This window comes from Nitratiruptor sp. YY08-26, assembly GCF_016593215.1.
GTDB classification, from domain to species: Bacteria; Campylobacterota; Campylobacteria; order Campylobacterales; family Nitratiruptoraceae; genus Nitratiruptor; species Nitratiruptor tergarcus.
The window spans coordinates 274,345-286,866 of sequence record NZ_AP023063.1 but is presented as its reverse complement, the minus strand read 5'-3'; the positions used below and the strand labels follow the sequence as shown (position 1 = coordinate 286,866).

Genomic DNA, 12,522 nt, shown 5'->3' with positions numbered 1-12,522 from the left:
TCCCCTATCCATGCATTGATTGTAGGCTATCAAGATCAAGCGTATTTCTTCGCTTATACCAGATAATCAAAAGCCCAAGTCCTACTGCTACTTCACTTGCCGCAATAGCAATTATAAAAAAGGCAAAAAGCTGTCCTGTTAAATCCCCATAATATTTAGAAAAAGCAGCCAATGCAATGTTTACGGCATTGAGCGCAATCTCTGTAGCAAAAAAAAGCATAAGGAGATTTTTTCTACGCAATATACCTACTAGGGCTATACAAAACAGTATAGCAGCTAATACTAAATAGTGAGTGAGCGTAATCATTGAGCAACCTTTTCATCTTGTTCAATCTCTTGATCTATTTTAAGTGTAATACTCTCATCCATTCTTTTGCTCGCAAGTATAATTCCTGCAATCATTGCAACTAAGAGCATAACTGCAGCAACTTCAAATGGCACAAGATACTTTGTAAAAAGCACAATACCAACAGCTTCAGCGTTGCCTACCTCATCGCTTATAGGATGTAAAGCTTGCACTTTATCAGATATTATTGGAGTTAAGAGAATAATAACAAGCAATAGAGCAATCATACCACTGAGAAAGAAAACAATCTTTTTAGATGGATTTTTCTCTTTAACATCTTTCGTGGTATCAAAAAACATCATTGCAAAGGCATAAAGTGCCATTACTGCACCACTATAAACAATTATTTGTACAACTCCAAGAAAATCAGCATCTAGCAAGAAGAAAAAAGCAGATATAAATATCATTCCTGCTGCCAAAGAGCTGAGTGCATAGAGAGCATTTTTTGTCATGACAGTAATTGTAAACATCACTATTGTCAACGCTGCAAAAAGATAAAATGCAATTGCTTCAACCATCTCTATACCTTTTTAATACGCTAATGGCGTTTTTTTGATAAGTTTATCTGCAGCCGGCGTAGGCGCACCAAATCCAGGGTACTCTTTTTGTTCTTTAAGTTTATCAAGAGGTGTAAGCATATCCTCTTTTAATGCAAAATGAGCACGCTGTTCACTTGCATTTTCATAATCTTGTCCATGGACAATTGCAAGCTCTGGGCACACTTCTGCGCAATACCCACAAAAGATGCAACGTCCAAAATTGATTGTATATTCAGTAGGAATTTTTCTTCCAAATTCGTCTACTTTTGTATCGATTCTAATACAGTTTGCAATACAGATCTTCTCACACAATCCGCATCCAATACAGCGCTCAGTCCCACTCTCAAGCAGTCGCAATAGCTTATGGACTGCTCTATAGCGTGGACCTATTGGTAATTTTTCTTTGGGATATTGAATCGTATGGATATTAAATCGCAACATCTCCATTAATGTGATTTTCAAACCTACAAAGAGCTCTAATTTTATACTTCTTTTAACTACTCGTTTGAACTTTTCCCAACCAGTTTTTGGATATGGCTCAATTTTGACTTTATAGTAGTTTTGCGAAACATTTCTATCTTTAAACTGCTCTAATCCACTCATCACTTCCCCCTTAAAACATCATCACTATACCAGTGATGACCACATTTACAACAGCCAAAGGCATCAATACTTTCCAACATAGCCACATCAGTTGATCTGGTCTTACATGTGGCCAAGAAGCTCTCGTCCATAAGAAAAAGAAGAATATAAAAAATACTTTCAATAAAATCGCAATTGCGCCTGGGATAAACCAAAGATCGTTAAATCCTCCTAAGAATATAAGGCTAGCAAGAAATCCAAGCGTGAACATATTTGCATATTCACCTATAAAAAACATCCCCCAACGCATTCCACTATACTCTGTGGCATAACCTGAAATCACTTCTGCTTCATGCTCAAGTAAGTCAAAAGGTGTTCTGTTGGTCTCAGCAAATCCAGCAATCAAAAAGAGAATAAATGCTATTGGCTGCTTCCAGATAAGCCAATTGCTCACTCCTCCTGTTTGATAATTATTAAAATCAATCAAAGAAAGAGATCCAACTATCATCACTGGTGCAAGGACAGATAAACCTGTTACAACTTCATAACTCAAAAACTGAATAGCAGTCCTTGCAGCACCAAGTATTCCCCATTTGTTCTGAGAAGCCATACCTGCTAGTAGCGGACCATAAAGGCCTGTTGCCATTACACCCAAGACAAAGAGCAAACCTACATTTATATCAGAAATAATTGGTTTAACTGTATAACCACCAACAGTAAATTCTGGAAACATAGGTATTGCTGCCATAGCAATAAACGCAGTAGCAGCTGTTATAACAGGTGCAATCATAAAAATCGGTTTTACAGCACCCTGTGGAATAAAGTCCTCTTTAGTAAAAAGTTTGATACCGTCAGCCAATACCTGCAAAAGACCATACGGACCAACATGCATAGGTCCCAATCTTCGCTGCATAAATGCAAGTACCTTACGCTCTACATAGGTACCAAAACCGGCTAATGCCGAAAAGAGTCCTAAAACAATCAAGATCTTGATTATTGTCTCGATTACAAATGCCCCTTCCATCTTACACCTTTTGCAGTTTTACTTCTGTAAATCTATAGCCTTTAAATAAAGGCGCAATATCTATACTCTTATCAAAAGTCCCGATATATGCACCAGATCCAATTTTATCATCCAATGCTACTTCTACTGTTATGGTAATATCATCTTTTTGAATATTAACTTTATCACCCTCTTTCAGGTCAAATTCATCCAAAAATGTTTCACTTGCATACAACTTTCCGTGTTCTTGCAACTGATGCGCTTTGTTCGTAAAAGGGCTAAACTGTAAAACAGGTTCACATCTATAGATTACTGTGCCATTAAATTCTGGCAACTCCTCTATTGACTCTGCATTTTTTCTTGATAGATTCACTTTTTGTATCTTTAATACATATCCTCTTTGCTCTGTCCCATCATTCAAAAACTCATTTGGCAAGTCATCAAATGCTACTTCTTGATACCCTTTTTCTTGCGGAAGCTCCTGAGTAAACTCTATTGTATACTCTTTATCACTCACTCCCAAAGCTCGCGCTATATCATTAAGTACATACCCCTCATATGGCAATGCAACATTTATTGGTACTACTCGCTTATCGATATTTGTAAATGTACCCTCTTGTTGATTGAGTGCTGGCATATCAAGATCCCCATCTCCCAAAGCACTCAATGTAAAATCGCCTTTTATGTTATAGCCTATTGTATACTCCCCTGCCTCATCATCAAGATCACATATTAAAGCTACTCCCAAGCTATTTGTCTTTGGTGGTATAAGCATCACTTGAAAATCTGTAAATCTCTCTATTATCCCAGCCAGCTTCGCTATATTCTCTGCCCTCGGATGAGTGTAGAGATCCTCGCCAAGAATGAGCGCAGCCTTTTCCTTTTTAGCAAGTACTTTTTTAAGTTTTTCCATAAGATCTTCAGGTGCATCAATCATTTCATAGAGTTTACTCACCTGATACTCAATCTTTTTCTTTACTTTTTTTGGAACCTCTTTTGTAATCTTTTTCTGTACCTTTTTCTCTTTTCCTGTTTTTTCATCTACAATGGTCTCTTCTACAACTTCAACAACTTTTTCTTTAATAGTCTCTTCAACCTCTTTCGTTTTCGTTGTCATTAGTGAATCAAGATATTCAGCAATATATTTTGGAAGTTCTTCTCTTTGGGCAAACTCTTGCAAAATAAAGTAAAGCACAGCCTCTTCTTTGAGAGGTTTATGGTAAACAGGAACTACTGTTTTTCCAAGAGCCTCGATAATAGGATCTTTTATTGGATGAAAATAGATACCGCCACCTTTATTCATCTTCACTGCATTGTTAAATGCATAGCGCACGCGAGGATTATCACTCTTGAGTGCTGTTCCCACTGATATGACAAAATTGCTTTCATGCACATCTTTTACTTGAGCACTTGGCAGTGATTTGCCGCTGTAAGAAGAGTAGTTTTCTAAAAATCTTTTAAATCGTAATGCATCCTCATTGAGAAGTTTATAGCCATATTTTTCTTTGAGTTTTTGCAAAATGAGCGCTTCTTCATTAGTAACATAGGAATCAAAAGCGATAGTATCAGCTTTTTTAAACGCTTCTAATGCACTGTTAAATGCCTTTTCATCTTTTTTAACTTGGCGGTTTTCAAAATCAAATCCAAATCTTCCTGCCCCACACAATGGTTGATAATGAAACTCATTTGTTACACGATAAATCTTTGGCTCAGGATTTTCAATAGAGGTGTGTTTTGTTTCATAGTATAGATGACATGCAGCACTACAGTGTGCACATGCAGCTGGGATTTTATTAAGCTCCCAAGAGTTTGTCGTATAGTGATAATCTTCGCTTACTAAAGCACCCACTGGGCATACACTGATACACTCTCCACACCAAGTACAATCAAGCTCCTCGCCAGCTACTGCACCAATGATTGATTTTTGGAGCTTATTCCACATAGCGTATGCATCTTTAGGCATCTGCTCTTTCCATGATTTATCAAGCGCATCACCACCTCGTGGAACAGTTTTGAGTGCTGCATCACCTATCATGTCTTTACACACAGTTACACAACGCTCACATACAATACACAAAGAGGAGTCATAATGGATAAAGTTCCATTTTTTCACTGGGCGGTATGTATCGCGTATAGCATAGTGCTGCTCATCCACTCCCATCTCAAGAGTATAATTTTGCAGTTCACACTCACCACTTTGATCACATACACCACACTCAAGCGGATGGTTAACATCATATACTTCCATGATAGCGCGGCGCTCTTTGATGATATTTTCTGTCACAGTTACAATACTCATACCATCTTTTGCTTTAGCGTTACACGCATATACCTGCTTGCCATCAGCTTCTACAAGACAAAGCCTACAAGCAAGGGTCGGTGAGCAGTTTGTCAAATAGCAAATAGCCGGTATAAATATACCATTAGCTCTTGCTACATTGAGTACATATTCACCTGCAACCGTTTCACACTCTTTACCATCTATTGTAATTTTAATTTTCTCACTCATAGCTCATCTCTCTTTGTGATTTTTACTTTTTCATAGCGATATGAATCTTGCATTGTAAAATACTTCTCGCCCATATCACTTACTCCCAATAGTGCAATAGTCCCTTTGAGCTTTTTATCAATTTTAAATTTTTTATATATCTCTCCATGGCGTGAATGAATCACTACATGATCGCCATCTTCTAATTTCGCTGCTACACTAAACTGCTCAGAACCTACTAAATCGCACTCCCATGCAAGCTGATGCGCTTTGTTCGTAAAAGGGCTAAACTGTAAAACAGGTTCACATCTATAGATTACTGTGCCATTAAATTCTGGCAACTCCTCTATTGACTCTGCATTTTTTCTTGATAGATTCACTTTTTGTATCTTTAATACATATCCTCTTTGCTCTGTCCCATCATTCAAAAACTCATTTGGCAAGTCATCAAATGCTACTTCTTGATACCCTTTTTCTTGCGGAAGCTCCTGAGTAAACTCTATTGTATACTCTTTATCACTCACTCCCAAAGCTCGCGCTATATCATTAAGTACATACCCCTCATATGGCAATGCAACATTTATTGGTACTACTCGCTTATCGATATTTGTAAATGTACCCTCTTGTTGATTGAGTGCTGGCATATCAAGATCCCCATCTCCCAAAGCACTCAATGTAAAATCGCCTTTTATGTTATAGCCTATTGTATACTCCCCTGCCTCATCATCAAGATCACATATTAAAGCTACTCCCAAGCTATTTGTCTTTGGTGGTATAAGCATCACTTGAAAATCTGTAAATCTCTCTATTATCCCAGCCAGCTTCGCTATATTCTCTGCCCTCGGATGAGTGTAGAGATCCTCGCCAAGAATGAGTGTAAAATTTGTTTCACGTAAACGTTTTTTTCTTTGCAACCTTGCAACAATTTCACCAATCTCTTCTTCACCTACGCTTGACTCTGCACTCAAGTAGCCAATATCGAGACTTTCAAACCACTTTTTCCCTACTTTTTTCTTTGCTTCATTATCAAGCAATGCATCAAGTAGCATCGCCAAGACTGCTTCTTCACTTCCCACTTCATATTTGACAAATTTTGTCACAATAGGTTTAAGAAGATCATCTTCAATCGGATGCATATTGATAATTTCAGCTTTACGATGTTTATGAGCAACAGTATAAGCGTAGCGTACAGCAGGATTGTCTGAAGAGCTAAATGTTCCAAGAAGTATAATAAAATCACTTTTCTTTATGCTTTCTAAATCTGCTGTATAGAGGCTTTTCCCACTATAAGATCCATAGTTTTGTAAAAATTTTTGATATGCACGTGCCTCTTTATTAATGAGACTATAACCAAATTTCTCTTTCAATTTTTGTAAGATAAAGGCTTCTTCATTGGTAATGAAAGAAGTAAACTCTATGGTATCTGCTTTTTGAAAAGCTGCTATTGCGTTATTAAATGCTTTTTCATCTTTTTTCGCTCTATTTTCAAAATCAAATCCAAATCTTCCTGCACCACAAAGTGTTGCAAATTCAAACTCATTTTTTACACGATAGATTTTTGGATCTGGATTGAATATAGAATCGTGCTTTACTTCATAATAGAGATGGCAAGCTGCACTACAATGCGCACATGAAGCTGGAATACGTCTGAGTTCCCAAGCGTTTGAAGTGTATTTGAAATCTGAGCTAATAAGAGCTCCAACAGGACATACCGCTATACACTCTCCACAAAAAGTACAATCGAGAGTTTCAGCATTTTTAGGGATTATGTGTGATTTATAGCCCCCAAAGTAGATATCAATCGCATCATCACCTATAACTTCATTGCAAACATGCACACACTTTTCGCACAATATACAAAGACTTGGATCATACTGAATATATTTCCAATATTGTATAGGACGATACTGATCTTTTGCTGTAAATTCTTGTGAACCAACGTTAAATTCCAGAGTTTTATTCTGCAAATCACACTCGCCGCTTTTATCACATACACCACACTCTAGTGGATGGTTGACATCATAGAGCTTCATAATATTTTGTCTATGCTCATAAAGCTCGGGCGAATTAGTTATTACATTAATATCTGGTGTTACGGGAGTTTGACAACTCAGTACAAATCCATCCACTCCCTCAACCTCTACAACACAGAGTCTACACGACTCAATTGGCTTCACTTTTGAGAGATAGCACATTGTAGGGATATAAATGCCTTCCCTTCTGGCTACCTGTAAAATAGTTTCACCCTTTTGTGCTACAACCTCTTTGCCATCTATATAAAATTTCACCATCATCAGCCCTTACACTGCAACCATTGCTATATAATAACACCGCATGCATCGCTCTGCTTCTGCGATCGCTTGCTCTTGTGTAAAACCGAGATTGACCTCTTCATTTGTATATTTACGTTCATCAACTGTGAGTTTTTCGCTCACTTGGCGAGGAATTCCAGGCAACCAACCTCGAATCTTCTCTTTTTTATCATAAACTTTGAGAGCTCTGAGATGATCTTCCATAATCTCCTCATCAGTTAAACTCACCTCACCTGTGAGAACATATCTGCTTATAACACTTGCAGCTCTCTTTGCCTGACCCACAGCGTTAACAATTGTCATTGGGCCATATTCGCAATCACCTGCTGCAAAAACGCCTTTACGTGAACTCATATAAGTTTTGCCATCTGTTTTGATTGTACCCCAACTTGTAAGCTCTATCTCCCACTCTTCTGGAAGGTGTGAAAGATCTGCTCTCTGACTTACTGCAGGCACCAGATAGTCACACTCAATAGTAAAATCTGCACCCTCTATTTTTTGTAGTTGCGGTCTTCCGCCGTTTGGATCAGGGATGAGCTCAAAGCGGTTTACTTTTAATGCTTTGAGATTGTCATTTTCATCAGTAATAATCTCTTCTACTGCAGAGTAAAATATAAATTCAACTCCCTCTTCTACTGCCTCATGATATTCTTCATATGTTGTGTTACGAATAATTGTAGCTTCATCACGGCGATAGAGCATAATCACTTTTTTCGCATTAGCTCTTACCGCACAACGTACAACGTCCATAGAAGTAAATCCCCCACCAACACACACAAGGGTTTTTCCAGTCAAATCCACATACTCTTTATCGAGATGCTGCTGTTTTCTAATCTCATCAGGGACCGGTATTCCATACTTCACATAGAGATTGATACAGTCAAGAAAGTTAATAGCCGGCCAGTATCCTTTGATTTCCAGGCGTTCATTTTTTGCTCGCACCTTTTTACTAATTCTCGTTCCAGTAGCAACCAATATAGCGTCATACTCTTTTTCAAACTTTCTCATATCCTCTGCAGTAACACGTTTGCCTGTGATAAACCGCACACCTTCAAGGGAATGAACCGCTTCGATATCTTTATTGTATTTATCAACAGGCATACGATACTCTGGTACCCCAACAGCTACTTCACCACCTAGTACTGGTAGCTCTTCATATACATCACAAGCTACTCCATCAAGAGCTAAGTAGTATGCACCAGCCAACCCTGCTGGACCTGCACCAATGACAGCAACCTTTTTGCCATTAAGCGGCTTTTGCTCCTTTGGATGAAGCCAGAAAAGACCATGCTCATCCTCAAAATCAGCCCCAATTCTTTTGAGTTCCATAATAGAAATAGGCTCATCAAGATTGGCTCGCCTACACTCATCTTCACATGGATGCGGGCAGACGCGCCCACATGTATGCGCAAGCGGCATAGTCTTTCTTGTTGCTTTGAGACTATCGTCATAGCGCAAATCGCGAACACCCTCAATGTAGGCTGGAATATCAACATGAGCAGGACATGCATCCATACAAGGTGCAGTAACTTTTGCAATATAGCTGATCTCAGGATTATTATAGTACTTTGATGGTTTTTTATTTGTTATAAGATCATGAATCTCATCAGAAAAGTGTGTCAAAATATCAAGAAGCGGCTTTGGAACAGTGCGTCCAATTTCACATTTACTTGTCTCCATCATAGTGCGAGAGACCTCTTTGAGGTGCTCTACGTCACTCTCTTCGCCCTCACCTCTTGCAATCTTATCAAAAAGATCATATAAAATTCTTCCACCCCATCTTCCTGGAGCACATCTTCCACATGCTTCTGAATAGATCTGATATTGGGCAGCATATTCAGTTGCGAGTTTTACTACATCTACATCTTCATCGAAAAGAGCAAAACCTGCCCATCCAATAAATGCTTTGGATGCAAGATCGATATTGTAGTTGACCGGAAAATTATAAGCAGATTCTGCCCACTCTTCTTGTGGTTTTCCTCTGTTGTCGATCAACTCATCTTTCCAGCATGAAAAGTATACTTTACTCACAATACTACCCTCTTATTTTTTTCTGACAACTATCGTCCAGTCAACCTCATTGAATTTCAATGAATTGAGAAGTTCATGCCCTTGCTCTTTGATAACATCAGCGCTTTTTTGTACTGCATCAAAATTGCTTTTGCCATTTGTTACTACTTCAAAGAGAAAAATCGCTACTTCTCCACTCTTTACATTTTTATCAAGAAGTTCTACCATACGATCATAAAAATCCTCATGGAGATGTCTCAAATCATATCTGACCATAACTGTTCCTTATGCGCTTTATCTATCAATCTCACCAAATACGATATTAGTCGAACCAATAATTGTTACTACATCTGCAAGATAGTGCCCAGGTAAGAGATCTTGTAAAATACCTGTATGCCAAAAACTTGGTGCTCTGATTTTTAAGCGGTAAGGATATGGCTCTCCTTCACTACGAATAAAAAATCCAAGCTCTCCTTTAGGCGATTCTGTTGGTACATAGACCTCTCCCACTGGTGGACGCATACCTTGTGTCACCAATACAAAGTGCTGCATCAAAGAGTAGTTCTGCGTCATAATATCCTCTTTTGGAGCACTGATATACTGAGGAGCATGTGCCATGAGTTGCGGCTCTGTATCTTTATACATAGGGATGAGTTGGCGAATGATTTTTATACTTTGACGCATCTCTTCCATATAAAGAAGGTAGCGACCATAACTATCGCATCTATCACTTACAGGAATATTAAAATCGACTTCATCATAGAGCTCATACGGCTCCTCTTTGCGTATATCATACTCTATTCCACTTCCTCTGAGCATAATTCCACTACATGCCCACTGCTTTGCCATTTCAGGAGGTATGACACCCACCTCTTCAAGACGCATTCGCCAGATGCGGTTTTCCGTAAGGAGTCCTTCATAGAGTTCAATCTGCTCAGGAAGTTTATTCAAAAACCAATTTAGACGATCCATCCAGCCTTCTGGTAGATCAAGAGGTACTCCTCCAATGCGTACAGAACTATGAGTAAGCCTTGCACCACAGTAATCTTCGATTAAATCCATTGCATGTTCACGCTCTCTAAAACAGTACAAAAAGACACTCATCGCACCTACATCAAGGGCATGTGTTGCAAGCCAGAAAAGGTGTGAAATAATTCTATTGAGCTCAAGCAAAATCATTCGGATAACTTTAGCTCTACGTGGCACTTTATCTTCTATACCAAGCAGACGCTCTACTGCCAATGCAAAAGCGTAGTTATTGGAAGTTGCAGCAATATAATCCATACGATCTGTTGTAGGCAAAAACTCATTGTAAATCATGTTTTCGCCCATCTTTTCCATACCACGGTGCAGATATCCAATATCTGGGACTGCCTTGGTTATCTGCTCTCCATCCATCTCAAGGATGAGTCTTAGCTGTCCGTGGGCAGATGGGTGTTGTGGTCCAAAGTTTATGACCATTTTATTGTCATCACGCTCGAAAACCAGGTTTTCAAAATATGGCTCTAATCTATTTCTTTGTTGCATATTCAAGCCCTTATCGTGTTTTATCTACTATTTTTGCTTTTTTAAGATCAAATGTCTCAACAAGTGGTGCATCCTCATTGAAACTCTCAATCTGCTCTGGCTCACTATTAGGATCAGCACATCTTGGCACTTCATGATAGATTCGTGCAAAATTGCAGGTATCTGTTGTGCTGATATAAGCCGGATCTCTTTGCTCCGGACCGATTACATCTCGATACTCTTTTCCAAATATTTTATCCACTTCATACCATTGTGCTGCTTCATCACCATGGAGTGGATATGTTTTGCGAAGAGGATAACCAACCCAATCCTCAGGCATCAAGATGCGTTTGAGGTATGGATGGTTGTTGACTTTGATGCCAAACATATCATACATCTCACGCTCACTCCAGTCTGCACTGCGAAAAAGAGGCTCGACACTCTCAATGGCCTCATCCACTTTAATACGACATTTTACGCGCACACGTTTTCGCTTACTCATTGCAAGAAGTTGATAAAAAATCTCAAACTCTCCATCTTTTGCTAAGTAATCGATTGCACTCATTTCAGAAAGAACATCATAACCACACTCTTCTTTGAGATGTTTAAGCGTAGCTATATTATCCTTTGCATCAATAATAATTACCATCTGCCCTCGCTCGATATAGGCATCTTTGACTTTTACGCTTTTTTTAAGACTTGCTAAATCAGCTTTAAAAACTTCATCTTCTACCGGCTCATGGGGAATTTTTGGAGCCACCCAAAAGCGATCGGTATAGTACGATTTTTTTTGTACGTTATCTTTTGGTCTATAAGGTCTCATTATACAAGCCTTTTAGGTTTTTGTTTTTGAAAAATAGAGCGCTTACGCAATTTTTTTTGTAAAAGCATCACAGCATACTGCAATGTTTCTGGTCTTGGCGCACAGCCTGGAAGATAGATATCTACAGGGATTACTCTATCTACCCCTTGTACAGTTGCATAAGTATTAAACATTCCACCAGTATTTGCACAGCTACCCATAGATATAACCCATTTTGGCTCTGCCATTTGATCGTAGAGTCTACGAATAAATTCAGCATGTTTTTTCGTAAGTGTTCCAGCAACAATCATAACATCAGATTGGCGAGGACTAGCCCGAAAGATTACACCAAATCGGTCAAAATCGTATCGGCTTGCACCACTTGCCATCATCTCGATAGCACAGCACGCAAGTCCATAGGTAAGTACCCAAAGAGAATTGGTACGTCCCCAATTGACTAATTTATCTACAGTAGTAAGTGCAACGGGTAAACCCGCATTTGAAGCAAAATTTACTTGATGCTGTGCCATTCCAAAGCTCCTTTCTTCCATGCATATACAAAACCTATAGCCAAAAGCAAAATAAAGAGTATCATCTCAGCAAACCCAAACCAACCAAGTATTTTAAAGTCTATCGCCCAAGGAAACATGAATATAATTTCAACATCGAACAGAATAAAAAGAAGTGCAATGAGATAAAATTGCGCAGAGATTCTGTTTGGTTGCTTATCGGGCTCAGGACCACACTCATATATTGCAACTTTGAGTTTTTCTGTATCAAGACGTGCCAATCTTCTACTGACAAATCTCGCAGCCGCAGTCGTGGCCGTAAAGGCTATAGCTGTTATAACAAAGAGTAAAAACGCACCAAAATAGGGATGCGCCACATCCATATGACTCATCATCTATGCTCCTTTAGTAAATGGGCAGTCGCC

12 protein-coding genes are annotated in these 12,522 nt (G+C 38.8%); all 12 read right to left on the bottom strand.

The genetic code is table 11. The annotated features are described in order from the left end of the window. Positions 1-4: 4 nt before the first annotated feature. Genes nuoK through JG738_RS01655 form a run of 12 tightly spaced genes read right to left on the bottom strand, consistent with a single transcriptional unit; the run spans position 5 to position 12,489 of the window. Positions 5-307, bottom strand: a complete 303-nt coding sequence (gene nuoK, locus JG738_RS01710; protein ID WP_084275247.1) for an NADH-quinone oxidoreductase subunit NuoK — start codon at positions 305-307, stop codon at positions 5-7. Further along, on the bottom strand, positions 304-864 hold the full coding sequence (locus tag JG738_RS01705; protein WP_201338022.1) for an NADH-quinone oxidoreductase subunit J: 561 nt from the start codon (positions 862-864) through the stop codon (positions 304-306). The genes nuoK and JG738_RS01705 overlap by 4 nt, the downstream gene beginning before the upstream one ends. Positions 865-876: 12 nt before the next feature. Continuing rightward, positions 877-1,488, bottom strand: a complete 612-nt coding sequence (gene nuoI / locus JG738_RS01700; RefSeq protein ID WP_084275245.1) for an NADH-quinone oxidoreductase subunit NuoI — start codon at positions 1,486-1,488, stop codon at positions 877-879. A 10-nt stretch (positions 1,489-1,498) separates the two neighbouring features. Continuing rightward, positions 1,499-2,491: an NADH-quinone oxidoreductase subunit NuoH gene (gene nuoH / locus JG738_RS01695; protein WP_084275244.1), complete on the bottom strand. Its 993-nt coding sequence runs from the start codon at positions 2,489-2,491 to the stop codon at positions 1,499-1,501. A 1-nt stretch (position 2,492) separates the two neighbouring features. After that, positions 2,493-4,979: an NADH-quinone oxidoreductase subunit G gene (locus tag JG738_RS01690; protein ID WP_201338021.1), complete on the bottom strand. Its 2,487-nt coding sequence runs from the start codon at positions 4,977-4,979 to the stop codon at positions 2,493-2,495. Further along, complete coding sequence (locus JG738_RS01685) at positions 4,976-7,249, bottom strand: NADH-quinone oxidoreductase subunit G (protein WP_201338020.1); 2,274 nt, start codon at positions 7,247-7,249, stop codon at positions 4,976-4,978. Before JG738_RS01685 ends, JG738_RS01690 begins: the two co-directional genes overlap by 4 nt. 9 nt (positions 7,250-7,258) lie before the next feature. Next, positions 7,259-9,301 (bottom strand): FAD-dependent oxidoreductase, encoded by a 2,043-nt coding sequence (locus tag JG738_RS01680; RefSeq protein ID WP_201338019.1) that lies wholly within the window; start codon positions 9,299-9,301, stop codon positions 7,259-7,261. 12 nt (positions 9,302-9,313) lie between these two features. Next, on the bottom strand, positions 9,314-9,556 hold the full coding sequence (locus JG738_RS01675) for an NADH-ubiquinone oxidoreductase subunit E family protein (RefSeq protein ID WP_084275240.1): 243 nt from the start codon (positions 9,554-9,556) through the stop codon (positions 9,314-9,316). An 18-nt stretch (positions 9,557-9,574) separates the two neighbouring features. Further along, entirely contained in the window at positions 9,575-10,807 is a 1,233-nt protein-coding gene (gene nuoD / locus JG738_RS01670; protein ID WP_201338018.1) for an NADH dehydrogenase (quinone) subunit D, read from the bottom strand. 10 nt (positions 10,808-10,817) lie between these two features. After that, a complete protein-coding gene (locus tag JG738_RS01665; RefSeq protein ID WP_201338017.1) occupies positions 10,818-11,609 on the bottom strand; it encodes an NADH-quinone oxidoreductase subunit C in 792 nt (263 codons plus the stop codon). Next, on the bottom strand, positions 11,609-12,118 hold the full coding sequence (locus JG738_RS01660; RefSeq protein WP_084275237.1) for an NADH-quinone oxidoreductase subunit B family protein: 510 nt from the start codon (positions 12,116-12,118) through the stop codon (positions 11,609-11,611). Before JG738_RS01660 ends, JG738_RS01665 begins: the two co-directional genes overlap by 1 nt. Beyond that, positions 12,100-12,489 carry an NAD(P)H-quinone oxidoreductase subunit 3 gene (locus tag JG738_RS01655; protein ID WP_084276565.1) on the bottom strand — a complete coding sequence of 130 codons (390 nt, stop codon included), beginning with the start codon at positions 12,487-12,489 and terminating at the stop codon, positions 12,100-12,102. The genes JG738_RS01660 and JG738_RS01655 overlap by 19 nt, the downstream gene beginning before the upstream one ends. Positions 12,490-12,522 lie beyond the last annotated feature (33 nt).

Bases quoted from the DNA above. Each gene is read 5' to 3' on its own strand.
- JG738_RS01690 (WP_201338021.1), bottom strand. From the start codon at position 4,979: ATGAGTGAGAAAATTAAAATTACAATAGATGGTAAAGAGTGTGAAACG.
- JG738_RS01665 (WP_201338017.1), bottom strand. From the start codon at position 11,609: ATGAGACCTTATAGACCAAAAGATAACGTACAAAAAAAATCGTACTAT.
- nuoI (WP_084275245.1), bottom strand. From the start codon at position 1,488: ATGAGTGGATTAGAGCAGTTTAAAGATAGAAATGTTTCGCAAAACTAC.
- nuoK (WP_084275247.1), bottom strand. From the start codon at position 307: ATGATTACGCTCACTCACTATTTAGTATTAGCTGCTATACTGTTTTGT.
- JG738_RS01705 (WP_201338022.1), bottom strand. From the start codon at position 864: ATGGTTGAAGCAATTGCATTTTATCTTTTTGCAGCGTTGACAATAGTG.
- nuoD (WP_201338018.1), bottom strand. From the start codon at position 10,807: ATGCAACAAAGAAATAGATTAGAGCCATATTTTGAAAACCTGGTTTTC.
- nuoH (WP_084275244.1), bottom strand. From the start codon at position 2,491: ATGGAAGGGGCATTTGTAATCGAGACAATAATCAAGATCTTGATTGTT.
- JG738_RS01685 (WP_201338020.1), bottom strand. From the start codon at position 7,249: ATGGTGAAATTTTATATAGATGGCAAAGAGGTTGTAGCACAAAAGGGT.
- JG738_RS01655 (WP_084276565.1), bottom strand. From the start codon at position 12,489: ATGAGTCATATGGATGTGGCGCATCCCTATTTTGGTGCGTTTTTACTC.
- JG738_RS01675 (WP_084275240.1), bottom strand. From the start codon at position 9,556: ATGGTCAGATATGATTTGAGACATCTCCATGAGGATTTTTATGATCGT.
- JG738_RS01660 (WP_084275237.1), bottom strand. From the start codon at position 12,118: ATGGCACAGCATCAAGTAAATTTTGCTTCAAATGCGGGTTTACCCGTT.